The sequence below is a fragment of the Actinoalloteichus caeruleus genome (assembly GCF_049311605.1).
Lineage (GTDB): Bacteria > Actinomycetota > Actinomycetes > Mycobacteriales > Pseudonocardiaceae > Actinoalloteichus_B > Actinoalloteichus_B caeruleus.
In genome coordinates this window covers 1,608,660-1,627,364 of the sequence record NZ_CP186005.1, presented here as the reverse complement: position 1 = coordinate 1,627,364, position 18,705 = coordinate 1,608,660, and the positions used below count along the sequence as shown (strand labels likewise).

General features: G+C 68.2%; 10 protein-coding genes and 3 rRNA genes. All 13 read right to left on the bottom strand.

The annotated features are described in order from the left end of the window. Positions 1-1,158: 1,158 nt before the first annotated feature. The 13 genes from rrf to argC all read right to left on the bottom strand — a co-directional run bounded on the left by rrf (position 1,159) and on the right by argC (position 18,566). Positions 1,159-1,275 (bottom strand): 5S ribosomal RNA (rrf, locus tag ACOJVX_RS07370). Positions 1,276-1,364: 89 nt separating this feature from the next. Next, positions 1,365-4,485, bottom strand: a 23S ribosomal RNA gene (locus ACOJVX_RS07365). A 373-nt stretch (positions 4,486-4,858) separates the two neighbouring features. Further along, positions 4,859-6,373 (bottom strand): 16S ribosomal RNA (locus tag ACOJVX_RS07360). The 16S, 23S and 5S rRNA genes sit together here, the layout of an rRNA operon. A 1,178-nt stretch (positions 6,374-7,551) precedes the next feature. After that, entirely contained in the window at positions 7,552-8,826 is a 1,275-nt protein-coding gene (gene tyrS, locus ACOJVX_RS07355) for a tyrosine--tRNA ligase (RefSeq protein WP_422647359.1), read from the bottom strand. Positions 8,827-8,993: 167 nt separating this feature from the next. Next, positions 8,994-9,659, bottom strand: coding sequence for a DNA-3-methyladenine glycosylase (locus ACOJVX_RS07350; protein WP_103056964.1), 666 nt, complete (start codon positions 9,657-9,659; stop codon positions 8,994-8,996). After that, positions 9,656-11,092, bottom strand: coding sequence for an argininosuccinate lyase (gene argH / locus ACOJVX_RS07345; protein ID WP_026418456.1), 1,437 nt, complete (start codon positions 11,090-11,092; stop codon positions 9,656-9,658). Before argH ends, ACOJVX_RS07350 begins: the two co-directional genes overlap by 4 nt. 206 nt (positions 11,093-11,298) lie before the next feature. Continuing rightward, positions 11,299-12,519, bottom strand: a complete 1,221-nt coding sequence (locus ACOJVX_RS07340) for an argininosuccinate synthase (RefSeq protein WP_035275508.1) — start codon at positions 12,517-12,519, stop codon at positions 11,299-11,301. Between the two features lie 34 nt (positions 12,520-12,553). Further along, positions 12,554-13,144, bottom strand: coding sequence for an arginine repressor (locus ACOJVX_RS07335; protein ID WP_035275506.1), 591 nt, complete (start codon positions 13,142-13,144; stop codon positions 12,554-12,556). Further along, on the bottom strand, positions 13,141-14,103 hold the full coding sequence (argF, locus tag ACOJVX_RS07330) for an ornithine carbamoyltransferase (RefSeq protein WP_422647358.1): 963 nt from the start codon (positions 14,101-14,103) through the stop codon (positions 13,141-13,143). The genes ACOJVX_RS07335 and argF overlap by 4 nt, the downstream gene beginning before the upstream one ends. Continuing rightward, on the bottom strand, positions 14,103-15,335 hold the full coding sequence (locus ACOJVX_RS07325) for an acetylornithine transaminase (RefSeq protein WP_030225763.1): 1,233 nt from the start codon (positions 15,333-15,335) through the stop codon (positions 14,103-14,105). Before ACOJVX_RS07325 ends, argF begins: the two co-directional genes overlap by 1 nt. Further along, entirely contained in the window at positions 15,332-16,330 is a 999-nt protein-coding gene (argB, locus tag ACOJVX_RS07320; protein WP_026418454.1) for an acetylglutamate kinase, read from the bottom strand. The genes ACOJVX_RS07325 and argB overlap by 4 nt, the downstream gene beginning before the upstream one ends. Continuing rightward, positions 16,327-17,538: a bifunctional glutamate N-acetyltransferase/amino-acid acetyltransferase ArgJ gene (gene argJ, locus ACOJVX_RS07315; RefSeq protein ID WP_051313829.1), complete on the bottom strand. Its 1,212-nt coding sequence runs from the start codon at positions 17,536-17,538 to the stop codon at positions 16,327-16,329. The genes argB and argJ overlap by 4 nt, the downstream gene beginning before the upstream one ends. After that, positions 17,535-18,566, bottom strand: a complete 1,032-nt coding sequence (gene argC, locus ACOJVX_RS07310) for an N-acetyl-gamma-glutamyl-phosphate reductase (RefSeq protein ID WP_030106539.1) — start codon at positions 18,564-18,566, stop codon at positions 17,535-17,537. Before argC ends, argJ begins: the two co-directional genes overlap by 4 nt. Between the last annotated feature and the right edge of the window lie 139 nt (positions 18,567-18,705).

The window sequence follows — 18,705 nt, the reverse complement described above, 5'->3', positions numbered from 1 at the left end:
GTCCCGGCCGCCCTGGCGGTCACGATCGTCGCGGCGGTCACCTCGGTCGAAGGTCCGTTGCGGACGCGCGGAGCTCCGGCCGTCCCGATCCCTGGGGCGGTCATCCCGCCGGAAGTCCCGCCGGTCGCCCCGGTCCGAACCCCCCCGCTCACGGGTGCCCTCGCCGCGCGGCCCAGCCCGGAAACCCCGGTTGTCGTCGCGCCGCCACTCCCGCCGGTCATCGCCCCGCCCACCAGGCGGGCCCTGCCGCCGGGGACGGTCGTCCGACGAACGCGCGTCCCGGTCGCGGTCCCTGAAACCACCGCGACGGTCCGCGCCGCCCCGGAACCCGCCGTCGCGGTCATCACGGCGGTTCCCACCCGGCCTGTCGCCGAAGGACCGACGCGGCCGATCGCCGCCGTACCCGCCGGAGGGCCGGCGGTCGTCCCTGGAGTCGTCACGGCGGAAACCGCCGCCCTGGTTCCGGTCACCCGACCTGGGCCCACCACGCGGTCGGTCGCGGGACTCCCCGCGCTCCCAGCCACGCGATCCCCGGTCGTCGCCGCGGTCCTGTCGCCGGTCGCCACCGCCGCCGGCGAAGCGACGGTCACCGCGAGGAGGCCCGTCGTTCCGGAAGGGCCGCCCATCCGGGCCGCCCCGGCGCGGCCGGTCACCCTCGCCGGCGGGACGTCGGTCGAACCGCCCGCGACCCTCGTCCCGAGGCCGCTGGCCGCCGGAACCTCCCTGCTCCCCGGGCCGACGACGGTCACCGCGCGGGGGCTGCCCCCGGTCGCCACGACGTTCGCCGTCCCGGGAGCTCCGCTCGTTCCAGTCGCGTGAACGATCAGCGGCCCCGCCGTTCCCACCGGAACGCCGGTCGCGGGAGCGGTCCGCGCGGAACCCCCGGTCGCCTCCCTCGCCACGCTCACGGCGTGGCCGGCCCTGGCCGCCACCCCCGTTGCCGTGGCGGGGACCGGACGAACGATCGCGGTCGACGGGGCCTTCCCCTGACGTGGACACCTGTCCTCCTAGACGAACACCGATGGCTTGGTCCACCGTAACTACCCGCGCCGGGCGACCCCACCCACCTCAGCGCGCACAAAAAAAGTGGGTGGAGGAGAACCGGGAGCACCCACCAGGTGCTCAACCACATTCCCCTCCACCCACCGGTGAAAGAAAGTTCGGCGGCGTCCTACTCTCCCACACCCCCACAGGTGCAGTACCATCGGCGCTGAAAGGCTTAGCTTCCGGGTTCGGAATGGGACCGGGCGTTTCCCTCTCGCTATCACCACCGAAACACTCTAACCAACACCCCACCCCAACCAACCCCAGGGCAGGGAGCCAGTTGCACTCCCAGAATCACACAGTGGATGCGTAACACCTTCGTAGACAAGCCCTCGGCCTATTAGTACCGGTCAACTCCACACGTTACCGTGCTTCCATCTCCAGCCTATCAACCCAGTCGTCTACTGGGGGCCTTACCCCAACAAAGTGGGTGGGAGACCTCATCTTGGAACAGGCTTCCCGCTTAGATGCTTTCAGCGGTTATCCCTTCCGAACGTAGCCAACCAGCCATGCACCTGGCGGTACAACTGGCACACCAGAGGTTCGTCCGTCCCGGTCCTCTCGTACTAGGGACAGCCTTCCACAAGTCTCCAACGCGCGCGGCGGATAGGGACCGAACTGTCTCACGACGTTCTAAACCCAGCTCGCGTGCCGCTTTAATGGGCGAACAGCCCAACCCTTGGGACCTACTCCAGCCCCAGGATGCGACGAGCCGACATCGAGGTGCCAAACCATGCCGTCGATATGGACTCTTGGGCAAGATCAGCCTGTTATCCCCGGGGTACCTTTTATCCGTTGAGCGACACCGCTTCCACCAGCCAGTGCCGGATCACTAGTCCCGACTTTCGTCCCTGCTCGACCCGTCAGTCTCACAGTCAAGCTCCCTTGTGCACTTACACTCAACACCTGATTGCCAACCAGGCTGAGGGAACCTTTGGGCGCCTCCGTTACCCTTTGGGAGGCAACCGCCCCAGTTAAACTACCCACCAGGCACTGTCCCTGAACCAGATCATGGTCCGAGGTTAGACACCCAGTACGACCAGAGTGGTATTTCAAGATTGACTCCACGACCACTAGCGTGACCGCTTCCCAGTCTCCCACCTATCCTACACAAGCCGAACCGAGCACCAATACCAAGCTATAGTAAAGGTCCCGGGGTCTTTCCGTCCTGCCGCGCGTAACGAGCATCTTTACTCGTAGTGCAATTTCGCCGGGCCTGTGGTTGAGACAGCGGAGAAGTCGTTACGCCATTCGTGCAGGTCGGAACTTACCCGACAAGGAATTTCGCTACCTTAGGATGGTTATAGTTACCACCGCCGTTTACTGGCGCTTAAGTTCTCAGCTTCGCCCCGAAGGACTAACCGGTCCCCTTAACGTTCCAGCACCGGGCAGGCGTCAGTCCGTATACATCGTCTTACGACTTCGCACGGACCTGTGTTTTTAATAAACAGTCGCTTCTCCCTGGTCTCTGCGGCCACACAACGCTAGCCCGCGAAGGGCTTCACGCCACACGGCCCCCCTTCTCCCGAAGTTACGGGGGCATTTTGCCGAGTTCCTTAACCACAGTTCACCCGATCGCCTTGGTATTCTCTACCTGACCACCTGTGTCGGTTTGGGGTACGGGCCGCGTAGACACTCGCTAGAGGCTTTTCTCGGCAGCATGGGATCACCCTACTTCGCCTCATTCGGCTATGCATCACGTCTCACCATTAACAGAGAAGCGGATTTGCCTACCTCTCCTGGCTACACGCTTACACCAGTACTACCACTCACTGGCGGGGCTACCCTCCTGCGTCACCCCATCACTTGGCTACTACCAGCTCAGATCCCGCGCATGGCCACCACCCCACCCGAAAGCAGGACAGCACCACGGGCGGTTAGTATCACCAGCCTCGCCAGGGACGCATCCACACGGGTACGGGAATATCAACCCGTTGTCCATCGACTACGCCTGTCGGCCTCGCCTTAGGTCCCGACTTACCCTGGGCGGAATAACCTGGCCCAGGAACCCTTGGTCATCCGGCGGCAGAGTTTCTCACTCTGCTTTCGCTACTCATGCCTGCATTCTCACTCCCACACCGTCCACACCCGCTCACGCGACTGCTTCACCCAGTGCAGGACGCTCCCCTACCCATCCACACACCTACACCCACCCCCCAAAAGGGACAGATGGAGCTCTACATGTGAATGACACGGCTTCGGCGGTGCGCTTAAGCCCCGCTACATTATCGGCGCAGGACCACTTGACCAGTGAGCTATTACGCACTCTTTCAAGGATGGCTGCTTCTAAGCCAACCTCCTGGTTGTCTGGGCGACCCCACATCCTTTTCCACTTAGCGCACACTTAGGGGCCTTAGCCGGCGTTCTGGGCTGTTTCCCTCTCGACTACGAAGCTTATCCCCCGCAGTCTCACTGCCGCGCTCTCACACACCCGCATTCGGAGTTTGGCTGACGTCAGTAACCTTGTCGGGCCCATCGGCCATCCAGTGCTCTACCTCGGATGAGAAACACACGACGCTGCACCTAAATGCATTTCGGGGAGAACCAGCTATCACGGAGTTTGATTGGCCTTTCACCCCTACCCACAGCTCATCCCCCAGGTTTTCAACCCTGGTGGGTTCGGGCCTCCACGCGGTCTTACCCGCGCTTCACCCTGGCCATGGGTAGATCACTCCGCTTCGGGTCTAGGACACGCGACTCTGACGCCCTGTTCAGACTCGCTTTCGCTACGGCTACCCCACCCGGGTTAACCTCGCCACGTATCACTAACTCGCAGGCTCATTCTTCAAAAGGCACGCCATCACCCCACAACGGAGGCTCTGACGGATTGTAGGCACATGGTTTCAGGTACTATTTCACTCCCCTCCCGGGGTACTTTTCACCTTTCCCTCACGGTACTAGTCCGCTATCGGTCATCAGGGAGTATTTAGGCTTAGCGGGTGGTCCCGCCAGATTCACAGCAAATTCCACGAGCTCGCTGCTACTTGGGATCCCCTCCAGGAGACACAGTGCTTTCACGTACGGGAGTATCACCCTCTACGCTGACGCTTTCCAGACGTCTTCCGCTAACACCATGTTTTCTGACTCCTCGCCGAGATGGCAGCCTCGACCGGTGGGTCCCACAACCCCGCATACGCAACCCCTGCCAGGTATCACACGTACACGGTTTAGCCTCATCCGCTTTCGCTCGCCACTACTCACGGAATCACGGTTGTTTTCTCTTCCTACGGGTACTGAGATGTTTCACTTCCCCGCGTTCCCTCCACACACCCTATATATTCAGGTGTGGGTGACCAGACATGACTCTGGCCGGGTTTCCCCATTCGGAAATCCTCGGATCACAGCTTGGTTGACAGCTCCCCGAGGCCTATCGCGGCCTCCCACGTCCTTCATCGGCTCCTGATGCCCAGGCATCCACCATGTGCCCTTACTTACTTGACCACAAAGATGCTCGCATCCACTGTGTAATTCTCAAAGAACAACCGGCCACCACCCCCACACTGAGTACCACCAACCCCGCACACCCACCAGGGGCACGCCAGACGGTATGGCACTCGGGGACAGCACCACCAGAAGACCCACGCACCACGCGTGTTCCCTCAGGACCCAACAGTGCACCGACCACACCACCACCCCACCACACAGCAGCTTTCCCCACCCCCACCCGAAAGCAGGAGCCGTACTCACCACCACACAGCAGAACAGCCATGCGGGTAACCAGCAGTCCACAATTCCACTGAGCAGTCACCCCCAGAACACACGCCTGAGACAGTGACCACCCCACCACCGAAGCAGTGGGATACATGCTCCTTAGAAAGGAGGTGATCCAGCCGCACCTTCCGGTACGGCTACCTTGTTACGACTTCGTCCCAATCGCCAGTCCCACCTTCGACCGCTCCCCCCACAAGGGTTGGGCCACGGGCTTCGGGTGTTACCGACTTTCATGACGTGACGGGCGGTGTGTACAAGGCCCGGGAACGTATTCACCGCAGCGTTGCTGATCTGCGATTACTAGCGACTCCGACTTCACGGGGTCGAGTTGCAGACCCCGATCCGAACTGAGACCGGCTTTAAGAGATTCGCTCCACCTTGCGATTTCGCAGCCCTCTGTACCGGCCATTGTAGCATGTGTGAAGCCCTGGACATAAGGGGCATGATGACTTGACCTCATCCCCACCTTCCTCCGAGTTGACCCCGGCAGTCTCCCATGAGTCCCCACCATTACGTGCTGGCAACATGGAACAAGGGTTGCGCTCGTTGCGGGACTTAACCCAACATCTCACGACACGAGCTGACGACAGCCATGCACCACCTGCACACTGACCTTACGGAAACCCCATCTCTGAGGCGATCCAGTGCATGTCAAACCCAGGTAAGGTTCTTCGCGTTGCATCGAATTAATCCACATGCTCCGCCGCTTGTGCGGGCCCCCGTCAATTCCTTTGAGTTTTAGCCTTGCGGCCGTACTCCCCAGGCGGGGCGCTTAATGCGTTAGCTACGGCACGGAGGACGTGGAAATCCCCCACACCTAGCGCCCACCGTTTACGGCGTGGACTACCAGGGTATCTAATCCTGTTCGCTCCCCACGCTTTCGCTCCTCAGCGTCAGTATCGGCCCAGAGACCCGCCTTCGCCACCGGTGTTCCTCCTGATATCTGCGCATTCCACCGCTACACCAGGAATTCCAGTCTCCCCTACCGAACTCAAGTCTGCCCGTATCGACTGCACGCCCACAGTTAAGCTGTAGGTTTTCACAGTCGACGCGACAAACCGCCTACGAGCTCTTTACGCCCAATAATTCCGGACAACGCTCGCACCCTACGTATTACCGCGGCTGCTGGCACGTAGTTAGCCGGTGCTTCTTCTGCGCCTACCGTCACTTTCGCTTCTTCGGCGCTGAAAGAGGTTTACAACCCGAAGGCCGTCATCCCTCACGCGGCGTCGCTGCGTCAGGCTTTCGCCCATTGCGCAATATTCCCCACTGCTGCCTCCCGTAGGAGTCTGGGCCGTATCTCAGTCCCAGTGTGGCCGGTCGCCCTCTCAGGCCGGCTACCCGTCGTCGCCTTGGTAGGCCATTACCCCACCAACAAGCTGATAGGCCGCGGGCCCATCCTGCACCGCCGGAACTTTCCACCCACCCCCATGCGGGGGAAGGTCGTATCCGGTATTAGCCCCGGTTTCCCGAGGTTATCCCAGAGTGCAGGGCAGGTTGCCCACGTGTTACTCACCCGTTCGCCGCTCGTGTACCCCGAAGGGCCTTACCGCTCGACTTGCATGTGTTAAGCACGCCGCCAGCGTTCGTCCTGAGCCAGGATCAAACTCTCCATAAAGGTTTGATTCTGTTACATTCGACGCATGACACTCACACCCACCCCGGAGGGCAGGGAATGCCACCGTCACTCAAAGGAACTCCTCTAACGAGGGTTCATATTTAGCTCTACTGGCTATTATATCGGTACACTGTTGAGTTCTCAAAGAACACACGCCACACCAGAACCCCACACCCACATCGTGGGCCCGTCGTCCTGGGACGCACTCTTCTCGTATCTGAAGCTTGTGTCCGGCAACCCCCACCACCACGTTCCCGTGGTGTCCCATCCGGTGTTTCAGAGGGTTTCCGTTTTTCGCTGGAACCAGCCTAGCATTTCCGTTTCCACCGGGTCAAATCCGGGGTTTCCGTGGAAACCGCCGTTTTCTCAGCGGAACCGGAATCACCGTTGACCACCCTTCCAGGAAGGCCGTCGCTGTTTCCGTCGTGTTGTGTTGTCAACGCTACCAGACCGTGTTTCCGGTGTTTCCCGGGGGGTGTCGGTGTCACCGTGGTGAACCGTGCACCGTTTCCGGTGGACCGGTGTTTCTTTCCGGTCTGGCCGTTCCACCGTATCGGTCGGTGTTTCCTGGTGTCAAATCCGGTGTTCACCGGGTTTGGCCTGGTCACGACCGTTTCCGAATATCGTGGAACTGTGTTGTCAATGTGTGGTTCCGGGCAGCACCGTGTGTGCGGTGTTTTCCGGTTCCGGGTCAACGTAACCGATCTTCGTTCGTTCCGTCAACTCGGCGCTTTCGACCGGTTGGCGGTGAACTCCTGGCTTTGTTGTTGTCAATGTGGAGCCTAGTGGAGCGTACTGGGCTGCTTTTCCCTGTCGCGTTCGGGGGCCGCGTCTTGGCCTCGCCAGATCCGTGTCAGGTCCGAGCTGCTCAGTGGTGTCGCTGTTTTGCGCCTCGGAACAGTAACACCACCACGAATCAGCCTCCGCGAGGGGGCGTCACGTGGTCCTGTCTGCTGTTCGTCGGAAGTTGCCCACTCTACCACCCGAGGTGGGAGCCTGGTTCACAACTCCTACGCTCCGTCCCCCGTGGCCGCCGCTCAGCGTCCGCCACCGGAGTCCGTTCCGCGCTGACATCACTAACGTACGCCTGCCCGGCCGGGCAAGTCAAATTGCCCCACCAGCGCCAACCGACCCGGCGAATCCGCTGGTCAACGGTTCGCCGGGGACCTGGCTCCAGGTTAGATGAGCACTTCCGCTCCCGCAGTGTGACGCTTGCCACGTCGGAGTACCAGCCAGCGCCCGTGCAACAGGTCGTCCTGGGTGGGCACCCACTCCGGGTCGGTGATCTTGGTGTTGTTCACGTAGGCCCCGCCCTCGGCGACGGCGCGCCGGGCCGCCCCCTTGCTCGGGGTGAGCTCGGCCCCGACGAGGAGGTCGACGATGCTGGGCTGGTCGGCCAGCCGGACCGATGCCGTCGGCACCTCGGCCAGGACCGAGCGCAGCGTGCTCGCCGACAGCTCGCGGAACTCACCCCGGCCGAACAGGGCCTGACTGGCCGCCACCACCTGCTCGGTGTGCTCCGCTCCGTGCACGAGAGTGGTCAGCTCCTGGGCCAACCGCCGCTGGGCGGCGCGCAGCTGGGGCTTGTCCTCGGTGAGCTGTTCGAGCTCCTCGATCTCCTCCCGACCCAGTTCGGTGAACAACCGCAGGTACCGGCCCACGTCGGCGTCCCCGGTGTTCACGAAGTACTGGTACCAGGCGTAGGGACTGGTGAGCTCGGCATCGAGCCACACGCTCCCGCCGCCGGTGGACTTGCCGAACTTCCGCCCCTCCGAGTCGGTGATGAGCGGGACCGTCAGGGCGTGGGTCGAGGCGCCCTCGACCCGGCGGATCAGGTCGACGCCGCCCACGATGTTGCCCCACTGGTCGGAGCCGCCGATCTGCAGCCGGCACCCGTGGCGCCGGTGCAGGTGGAGGTAGTCGTTCGCCTGGAGCAGCAGGTAGCTGAACTCCGTGTACGACATCCCCTCGCCGGCCAGCCGACGCTTCACCGTCTCCCTCGCCAACATCCCGTTGACCGGGAAGTGCTTGCCCAGGTCACGGAGGAACTCCAGGACGGTGAGGTCACGCGTCCACGTCAGGTTGTTCTCCACGACCGCTCCGGTGGCGCCGTCGTCGAACTCGACGAAGCGCTCCAGCTGCCCTCGGATCCGGTTCGCCCACTCGGCGACGGTGTCCTCGGCGTGCAGGGACCGTTCCCCGGCGTCCCTGGGATCGCCGATCATCCCCGTCGCGCCCCCCGCCAGCACGATCGGCCGGTGCCCGGCCCGTTGGAAGCGGCGGAGCGTCAGCAGTGGGATCAGGTGACCCGCGTGCAGGCTCGGCGCGGTGGGGTCGAAGCCGGCATAGAGGGTGAGCGGGCCCTGGGAGAGGTCCTCGCGCATGCTCGCGAGGTCGGTGGACTGCGCGATCAGGCCGCGCCAGGTCAGCTCGTCAAGGATGTGCTCGCTCACCGGACCATTGTCCCCCATCCGCCGGGCCACCCGTCCCTGGTGTTCCCGTGTCCGGGGCACACCCCGCGCGGGACGCACCCGTCGTCCGGGGCGGCGCCGCTCCCCGGAGCGCGTGACCGGCGCCGCGGCTCCGGGACCGGGCGGAACGCGCCGCGGGGGGTGACCGGTCAGTCGCGCGTCGGCGGCGGCGCGGCGATCACCCGCCGCCGCCCACCCCGGCGGTAGGGGCTGACGGCCGGGGAGCCGGCCTCCCAGAACCGCCAGGGCACCTCCATCGCGGTGGCGACGCCAACCCGGGGCCCTCGGCGCACCTGGTCCGGGGCGACGGTGTCCCCCCGCAGCAGCCGCACCGGGCTGCCCGGATCGGTCAGGTCGGTGCCGTCGTGCGACGCGGTCAGCCCCAGCGCGGTCGTCAGCCTGGCCGGCCCGCTGGCCAGGTCGGTGTCCCGACGCGACGCCGGACGTCGTGACCTGGCCAGCTCGACGCCCTCGACGACCTCGCCGCCCCGCACCAGCAGTGCGCCGGGGACCCCGTCGGTCAGGCACACGATGTTCGCGCAGAAGTGCATGCCGTACACGAAGTAGACGTACAGGTGGCCCGCGGGACCGAACATCACCTGGTTCCGACGGGTCCGGCCCCGGTAGCAGTGCGACGCCGGGTCGTCGGCCCCCCGGTAGGCCTCGACCTCCACGACGCGGACCGACACCGGCCCCTGCGGGGTCTCCGAGCGCAGCACCGAACCGAGCACCAGGGGGACCGCGTCGACCGGGTCGACGGCGAGTTCCTCCCGGGTGAACTGTTCGGGCCGTGGCCGGGCGGGGGGCGGTGTCACGAAGTCCGCACCGGTTCCGAGGACCACACGCGCTGGGTCTCCACCAGCGACGCCAGGCGGTGGCGCTGCTCACCGACCCGCGCCGGAGCGGTCCCTCCGTAGGCGTCCCGGGAGGCGATGGAGCCGGCGACGGTGAGGACCTCGCGGACCGAGGGCGTCAGTTCGGGCAGCACGGCGGCGAGTTCGGCGTCGGTGAGCTGGTCAAGACCGGCGCCCCGGGCCTCGGCCAGTCGAACGCACTCCCCGGCGGCCTCGTGCGCGACGCGGAACGGGACGCCCTGCCGGACGAGCCACTCGGCGATGTCGGTGGCGAGGGTGAACCCCGCCGGGGCCCACGCCGCCATCCGCTCGGTGTCGAAACGCATGGTGCCCAGCATCCCGGCGAGTGCCGGCAGCAGCAGGTCCAACTGCCGCACGGAGTCGAACAGGGGCTCCTTGTCCTCCTGGAGGTCCCGGTTGTAGGCCAGCGGCTGCGCCTTGAGGGTGGCGAGCAGGCCGGTCAGGTTGCCGATGAGCCGGCCGGACTTGCCCCTGGTGAGTTCGGCGACGTCCGGGTTCTTCTTCTGCGGCATGATCGAGCTGCCGGTGGCCCAGGCGTCGTCGAGCACGGCGTACCCGAACTCGGCGGTCGTCCAGACGATGACCTCCTCGGCGACGCGGGACAGGTTCACCCCGAGCATCGCCAGGACGAAGGCGGCCTCCGCCGCGAAGTCACGGGAGGCCGTGCCGTCGATCGAGTTCTCGACCGGCCCGTCGAAACCGAGTTCCAGCGCGACGGCCTCCGGGTCGAGGCCGAGCGAGGAGCCGGCGAGCGCCCCGGAGCCGTACGGGGAGAAGGCGGTCCTGGCGTCCCAGTCCCGCAGGCGGTCGACGTCGCGGACGAGGGCCTGGGCGTGGGCGAGCAGGTGGTGGGCGAGGAGCACCGGCTGGGCGTGCTGGAGGTGGGTCCGTCCCGGCAACACCGCCTCCGGGTGCGTGGCGGCCTGCGCCAGCAGGGCGTCGACGACGTCGAGGACGCCGGTGGCGATCCGTCGGGCGGCGTCCCGCAGCCACATCCGGAAGAGGGTCGCCACCTGGTCGTTGCGGGAACGCCCGGCTCGCAGCTTGCCGCCCAGCTCACGGCCCAGCCTGTCGAGCAGGCCGCGTTCGAGGGCGGTGTGGACGTCCTCGTCGTCCCTGGTGGGGGTGAACTCGCCCGAGGCGACGTCAGCGGCCAGCGTGTCCAGCCCCCGGAGCATCCGCTCCAGCTCCTCCTCGGTGAGCAGCCCGGCGCGGTGCAGCACCCTGGCGTGGGCACGGGAACCCGCGATGTCGTAGGGCGCGAGCGCCCAGTCGAAGTGGGTGGAGTCGCTCAGCGCCGCCATCGCCTCGGCTGGTCCCGAGCTGAACCGTCCACCCCACAGGCGGGCGGGCGCTGCCTTGTCGTTCGTCACCGTCGTTCTCTCACCTTGGTCGGAGGTCTGGTGGCGGGGCCGCCGCCACGTCGACGGCCCGCCCGGGAGGGGTGGACCGCCCGCTGGTCAGCAGTCTGGCAGGTCCGGTGGTGCCAGGGCGCCGCGCGGGTGCCCGGTTCGGACCAGGGACGACGACGGGCGACGCCGGCTCCTCCCGTGGGGCCGGCGTCGCCCGCGTGTTCGCGTCAGTCCCGGCTCTGGGGCGGGGTGTCGCCCTGGAGGTCGCGCTTGGCCGCGATCTTGCTGGGCAGGCCCCACAGCTGGACGAAGCCCTTGGCCAGCGACTGGTCGAAGGCGTCGCCCTCGTCGTAGGTGGCCAGGTTGAAGTCGTACAGCGACTGCGAGCTGCGGCGACCGGTGACGGTGGCCCGGCCACCGTGCAACACCATCCGGACGTCGCCGGTGACGTGCTCCTGCGAGCTGAGCACGAAGCTGTCGAGGGCGTTCTTCAGCGGGGAGAACCAGAGGCCGTCGTAGACGAGTTCGCTCCACCGCTGGGCCACCTGGCGCTTGAAGCGGGCGAGGTCCCGTTCGAGGGTGACGTTCTCCAACTCCTCGTGGGCGGTCATCAACGCGATGGCGCCCGGCGCCTCGTAGATCTCCCGGCTCTTGATGCCCACCAGCCGGTCCTCGACCATGTCCAGCCGGCCGACGCCCTGGGCGCCGGCGCGCTGGTTCATCTCCTGGATGGCCTGGAGCATGGTGACCTTGGTGCCGTCGATGGCGATCGGGACGCCCCGCTCGAAGGTGATGACGACCTCGTCGGCCTCACGCGGCTGGGCGGGGTCGGCGGTGTACTCGTAGACGTCCTCGATGGGCGCGTTCCAGATGTCCTCGAGGAACCCGGTCTCGACGGCGCGGCCCCAGACGTTCTGGTCGATCGAGTAGGGGGACCGCTTGTTGACGTCGATGGGGAGGTCGCGCTCCTCCGCCCAGGCGATGGCCTTCTCCCGGGTCCAGGCGTAGTCCCGGACCGGGGCGATGACCTGGAGGTCGGGGGCGAGCGCGCCGATGCCGACCTCGAAGCGGACCTGGTCGTTGCCCTTGCCCGTGCAGCCGTGGGCGACCGTGGTCGCCCCGTGGTACTTGGCGGCCTCGGCGAGGTGCCGGACGATCAGTGGGCGGGACAGGGCCGACACCAGGGGGTAGCGGTCCATGTAGAGCGCGCCGGCCTGGAGGGCGGGCAGGCAGTACTCGTCCGCGTACTCGTCCCGGGCGTCCGCGACGACGGCCTCGACCGCGCCGCAGGCCAGCGCCCGCTTGCGGATGCTCTCCAGGTCCTCGCCGCCCTGGCCGACGTCCACGGCCACCGCCACGACCTCCGCGCCGGTCTCCTCGGCGATCCAGCCGATGGCGACGGAGGTGTCCAGCCCACCGGAGTAGGCCAGCACAACCCGCTCAGTCATTGTTGCTCTCCAGTCACTACTGCGATCGAGGTGATCAAGTCTTGTCAGTGTCGGTTGCGCCCTGGTCGGGGCTTGAGGTCCCGATGGGGTTCGAAGCGGGTGCGGTGCCGCCTCCGCCGCGCTGGCCGCCGGCTCCCACCGCCAGCGCGTTCACCCGCCTCGCGAGGTCCGCCCCGGTGAGGGGTTCCCTGGCGACGAGAAGCACGGTGTCGTCGCCGGCGATGGTGCCGACGATGTCGTGCAGTGCGGCCCGGTCGAGCGCGCTGGCCAGGAAGTGAGCCGCCCCGGGTGGGGTGCGGATCACGGCCAGGTTGCCCGAGGAGTCCACCGAGACCAGTAGCTCACCCAGCAGGCGGGCGAGCCTGGTCGTCCCGCCCTCCACACCCCGGACCGGGCTGCCGTCCTCCGGGATGACGTACACGGCGGCCCCGCCGTCGGCGCCGCGCAGTTTCACGGCGCCGAGCTCGTCGAGATCCCGGGACAGGGTGGCCTGGGTGGTCTCGATTCCCTCGGCGGCGAGCAGCGCGGCCAGTTCGGTCTGGCTGCGCACCGCCCGTTGGGCCACCAGTTGGGCGATCCTGGCCTGCCTGGCGACCCGGGTGGCCGCGGTGGAGGAGCGGGTCATCGTGAGGTCCCCTCGGACCCACCGTCGACGGCGACGTCGCCGTCCGCCAGCAACCACCAGAGTAGTGCCTTCTGGGCGTGCAGCCTGTTCTCCGCCTCGTCCCAGACCAGGCTGTGCGGCCCGTCGAGCACCTCGTCGGTGATCTCCCAGCCCCGGTGGGCGGGCAGGCAGTGCAGGACGGCGACCCGCTCGGCCGCGCCGGCCAGCAGCGAGCCGTTGATCTGGAAGGGTCGGAAGGGGCCGACGCGGTCCTTGCCGTCGTTCTCCTGGCCCATCGACGTCCAGGTGTCGGTCACCACGACGTCGGCTCCCTCGACCGCCCGCGCCGGGTCGTGGTCCAGGCGCACCGAGCCCCCGGTGTCGGCCGCCCGCCGGTTGGCCGCCTCCAGCACCGAGGCGAGCGGGCGGAAGCCCTCGGGAGCGCCGACCCGGACGTGCATGCCGGCCGTCACGCCCGCGAGCATGAGCGAGTGCGCCATGTTGTTGGCGCCGTCCCCGAGGAAGGTGAGGGTCAGGCCGGCCAGCCGCCCGTGGTGCTCGCGGATGGTCTGGAGGTCGGCCAGGGCCTGGCAGGGGTGGAACTCGTCGGTGAGCGCGTTGACCACCGGCACGGCGCAGACCGAGGCCATCGCGTCCATCCTCGCCTGGGCGAAGGTCCGCCACACCACGGCGTCGACGTACCGGGACAGCACCCGTGAGGTGTCCTCGATCGTCTCCTCGCGGCCGAGCTGCATGGTCCGGCTGTCGACGGTGATCGGGTGGCCGCCGAGCTGCGCGATGCCGACCTCGAACGACAGCCTGGTCCTGGTGGAGTTCTTCTCGAAGATCACCGCCACCGACCGGGGGCCGGCCAGCGGCCGCGAGCCGAGGGGGTCGGCCTTGAGCCGGTCGGCGAGGTCGAGCACGGCGGTCTGCTCGTCCGGGGTCAGGTCGTCGTCGCGCAGGAAGTGCCGCGGCATCAGGGGGTCCTCTTCGCAGTGGTGTGGTCGGGGTCGGTGGGGATCCGGTGCGCGACCGCGTCCAACACGCCGGGCAGCGCGTCGAGGAAGCGGTGGGCGTCCTCGTGCGTGAGCACCAGCGGTGGGGCGAGGCGCACGCAGTCCGGTTGGACCGGGTTGACCAGGTAGCCGGCCTCGGCCGCCTGGTCGGCGACCTCGGGGGCCACCGGGCGGGTGAGCCGCAACCCGAGCAGCAGGCCCACTCCCCTGGCGCCGGCGACCAGCGGGTGGTGGAGACCGTCGATCCGGCGCGCGATGTCCTTGCCGAGTTCGGCCACGTGGTCGAGCAGGCCCTCGTCGGCGATGGTGCGCAGGACCGCCAGGCCAGCGGCGCAGCACACGGGGTTGCCTCCGAAGGTGGTGCCGTGCTGGCCGGGTTCGAGCAGGTGGGCCGCCTCCCCGCTGGCGACGCAGGCGCCGAGGGGGAGACCGCCGCCGAGGCCCTTCGCGAGGGTGACGACGTCGGGGACGACGTTCTCGGCCTGGAAGGCGAACCAGCGGCCGGTGCGGCCGACCCCGGTCTGGACCTCGTCGACGACGAGCAGCGCTCCGACGGAGCGGGTGATCTCCCGGGCCGCGGTGAGGTATCCCTCCGGGGGGACCACCACGCCGCCCTCGCCCTGCACGGGTTCGAGGACGACGGCAGCGGTCCGCTCGGTGACGGCGGCGCGCAGCGCGGCCACGTCGCCGTAGGGGACGTGCCGGACCCCCGGCGGCATCGGTTCGAAGGGAGCCCGCTTGGCGGGTTGCCCGGTGAGGGCGAGCGCGCCCATCGTGCGGCCGTGGAACCCGCCCTCGGTGGCGATGATCTCGGGCCGGCCGGTGCGCCTGGCGATCTTGAACGCGGTCTCGTTGGCCTCCGCGCCCGAGTTGGTGAACAGCACCCGTCCCTCGGAGCCGAAGCCGGTGTGGTGGAGGAGGAGTTCGGCGAGGTCCAGCGCTGGTTCGGTGGCGAAGAAGTTCGAGACGTGGCCCAGGCGGGCGACCTGCTCGCTGACGGCACCGACCACGGCCGGGTGGGCGTGGCCCAGCGCGTTGACGGCGATCCCCGAGTAGAGGTCCAGGTAGCGGCGGCCCTCGGCGTCGGTGACGTGCGCGCCCCGCCCGCTGACCAGCGTGCGGCCGGGAGTGCCGTAGTTGTTCATCAGCGCGGCCCGCCACCGCTGCCGCCCCTCGCTGTTCGAGCCGTTCATGCCTGGTCTTCCTCGTCCTGTCCTCCCGAGGCACCCTCGGGTTCACCGGGCAACACCATCGTGCCGACCCCCTGCTGGGTGAAGACTTCCAGCAGCACGGAGTGGGCCAACCGGCCGTCGATCACGTGCGCGGCGGGGACGCCGCCGCGCACGGCGCGCAGGCAGGCCTCCATCTTGGGGACCATCCCGCTGGCCAGCCCCGGCAGCAGCCGCTCCAGCTCGGGCGCTGTCACCCTCGTCCGCAGCGAGGAGCGGTCGGGCCAGTCGGCGTACAGCCCCTCCACGTCGGTGAGCACGACGAGCTTGGCCGCGCGCAACGCCACGGCCAGCGCCGCCGCCGCCGTGTCGGCGTTGACGTTGTGGACGACGCCGTCGGCGTCGGGGGCGATGGTGGACACGACCGGGATGCGTCCGGCGTGCATGATGTCGAGGACGGCCTCGGGGTTGACCTCGACGACGTCGCCGACCAGGCCGATGTCCACCGGTGCCCCGTCGACCACCGCGGGGCGGCGGGCGGCGGTGAAGAGGCCGGCGTCCTCGCCGGAGATGCCGACCGCGTAGGGCCCGTGGGCGTTGACCAGTCCGACGAGTTCGCGGCCGACCTGGCCGAAGAGCACCATCCGCACCACGTCCATGGTTTCCGGCGTGGTGACGCGGAGCCCGCCCCGGAACTCCCCCGGGATGCCGAGTCGACCGAGCATCGCGCTGATCTGGGGTCCGCCGCCGTGCACGACGACCGGCCGCAGGCCCGCCAGGCGGAGGAACACCATGTCCTGGGCGAAGGCCCGTTTGAGCTCCTCGTCGACCATGGCGTTCCCGCCGTACTTCACCACGACGGTGGCGCCGTGGAACCGTTCGAGCCAGGGCAGGGCCTCGACGAGCACCGCGGCCTTGGCGGCGGCCTCCCCGAGGCGGTCACTGTCGTTCCCCGGCGTCGCGTCGGCCGGGTGCCCGGTGGCCGGTGTTCCCCCGGGGTCGGTGACGTGGCCGCTCATGAGGAGTACGCGCTGTTCTCTTCGACGTACCCGTGGGAGAGGTCGGTGGCGAGGACGAAGGTGGCGTCGTCCCCGACGTGCAGGTCGACCTCGACCAGGATTTCCGGGCCGCTCAGGTCCGCCTCGTGGCGTTCGGCGGCCTTGACCCCGCCGGCGCAGAGCAGGACACCGTTGAGCCGGATGTCCAGGCGGTTGGGGTCGACCTCGGCGTCCGCGCGACCGACCGCCATCGCGATGCGGCCCCAGTTCGGGTCGGACCCGAACAGGGCCGTTCCGACGAGGTGGTCCTCGGCGATGGTGCGGGCCACGCGGACCGCGTCGCCCTCGGTGGCGGCGCCGACGACCTCGATGCGCACCCGTTTGGTCATCCCCTCGGCGTCCGCCTGCAGCTGTGCCACCAGGTCGGCGCAGACCTCGGTGAGCGCTCCCGTGAAGGCCCCGGCGTCCGGGCTGACCCGCGAGGCCCCGGAGGCGAGCACCAGCACGGTGTCGTTGGTGGAGGTGGAGCCGTCGACGTCGAGCCGGTGGAAGGTCCGGGCGACGGCCGCCCGGAGCGCGAAGTCGAGCAGTGAGGAGTCGACCACGGCGTCGGTGGTGATCACCGAGAGCATCGTGGCCATGTTGGGCGCGCACATGCCGGCGCCCTTGGCCAGGCCGCCGACCGACCAGCCGGCCGGGTGGGTGGTCGAGACCTGCTTGGGCCGGGAGTCGGTGGTCATCACGGCGGTCGCGGTGTCCAGGGCCGCCTGGTCGGAGGTGGCCAGCGCGTCGGCGGCGGCCTCCACCCCGGGGAGCACCCGGTCCATCGGCAGGCGTTCCCCGATGAGCCCGGTGGAGCAGACCGCGACCTCGCCCGCGCCGACACCCAGCGCCTCGGCGACCCGCTCGGCGGTGGCGTGGGTGTCCTGGAAGCCCTCCGGGCCGGTGCAGGCGTTGGCGCAGCCCGAGTTGAGGACGACGGCCCGGACGCGGCGTTCCTGGAGGACCTGCTGGGACCAGAGGACGGGGGCGGCCTTGACCTGGTTGGTGGTGAACACGGCGGCGGCCACGTCGGCCGGTCCGTCGTTGACCACGAGCGCCAGGTCCCGGTCGCCCGACTCCTTGATGCCGGCGGCGATCCCGGCGGCGCGGAACCCGGCGGCGGTGGTGACGCCACGCGAACGGTCCAGGGTGAGTCCGCCCGGGTTCGTTGGGGGTGGTGTGCTCATGGTGCGACTCCCACGGTCGACAGTCCGGTCGTCTCGGGAAGCCCGAGCGCGAGGTTCATGCTCTGCACGGCGCCACCGGCCGTGCCCTTGGTGAGGTTGTCGACGGCGGCGACGACGACGAGGCGGCCGGCGTCGGGGTCCACGGCGACCTGGAGCTGGACGTTGTTCGCCCCCAGGGTCCCGGCGGTGGTGGGCCAGGTGCCCTCGGGGAGCAGTTGGACGAAGGGCTCGTCCCGGTAGGCGTCCTCGAAGACCTCCCGGACGCGTCGCGGCCCCGAGGGCGCCGCCGTCAGCGGCGCGCTGCAGGTGGCGAGGATCCCCCGGGGCATCGGCGCGAGCACCGGCGTGAAGGACACCCGGACGTCGCCGTCGACGAGGCCGGTGAGGTTCTGCGCGATCTCCGGGGTGTGCCGGTGGGCCCCGCCGACGCCGTACGCGCTGGCGGACCCCATGACCTCGGCCGACAGGAGGTGGGGTTTGAGCGCGCGGCCCGCCCCCGAGGTACCGGTGACGGCGACCACGACCACGTCGGGTTCGACGAGCCCGGCGCGCAGGGCTGGGGCCAGCGCGAGGGAGACCGCGGTCGGGAAGCAGCCGGGGACGGCGACTCGTCGGGCACCTCGGAGCCGATCGCGGGCGCCGGGCAACTCGGGCAGTCCGTAGGGCCAGCTGCCCGCGTGGTCACCCCCGTACCACCGCCGCCAGGCGTCGGCGTCGGTGAGCCGGAAGTCGGCGCCGCAGTCCACGACGAGCGTCCCCTCGCCGAGCCGATCGGCGATCGCGGCCGAGTGGCCGTGGGGCAGGGCGAGGAACACCACGTCGTGATCGGCGAGCCGCTCCGGGGAGGTCTCCGCCAGGACGCGGTCCGCCAACGGCGCGAGCTGCGGGTGGTGCTCCCCCAGCCGCGATCCCGCCGAGCTGGCCGCCGTCAGCGCGCCGATCTCCACTTCGGGGTGCGCGAGCAGCAGCCGAAGCAGCTCACCACCCGCGTACCCGCTGGCTCCGGTCACGGCCACCCGAAACGTCATGTGGATGATTATGCACATTCATGCAATATCAATCAACGTCGTGGTGACCCAGCCAACTCCCCGACCCGGGACGGCCGGGGGCGGAACGCGCTCGCCGCACCACCACGACCCGGGTCCGTCCCGACGTTCCCGCCGGCCA

Coding starts and splice junctions, on each gene's coding strand:
- ACOJVX_RS07340 (WP_035275508.1), bottom strand. CDS start 12,519: ATGACTGAGCGGGTTGTGCTGGCCTACTCCGGTGGGCTGGACACCTCC.
- ACOJVX_RS07335 (WP_035275506.1), bottom strand. CDS start 13,144: ATGACCCGCTCCTCCACCGCGGCCACCCGGGTCGCCAGGCAGGCCAGG.
- argF (WP_422647358.1), bottom strand. CDS start 14,103: ATGCCGCGGCACTTCCTGCGCGACGACGACCTGACCCCGGACGAGCAG.
- ACOJVX_RS07325 (WP_030225763.1), bottom strand. CDS start 15,335: ATGAACGGCTCGAACAGCGAGGGGCGGCAGCGGTGGCGGGCCGCGCTG.
- argB (WP_026418454.1), bottom strand. CDS start 16,330: ATGAGCGGCCACGTCACCGACCCCGGGGGAACACCGGCCACCGGGCAC.
- argJ (WP_051313829.1), bottom strand. CDS start 17,538: ATGAGCACACCACCCCCAACGAACCCGGGCGGACTCACCCTGGACCGT.
- argC (WP_030106539.1), bottom strand. CDS start 18,566: ATGACGTTTCGGGTGGCCGTGACCGGAGCCAGCGGGTACGCGGGTGGT.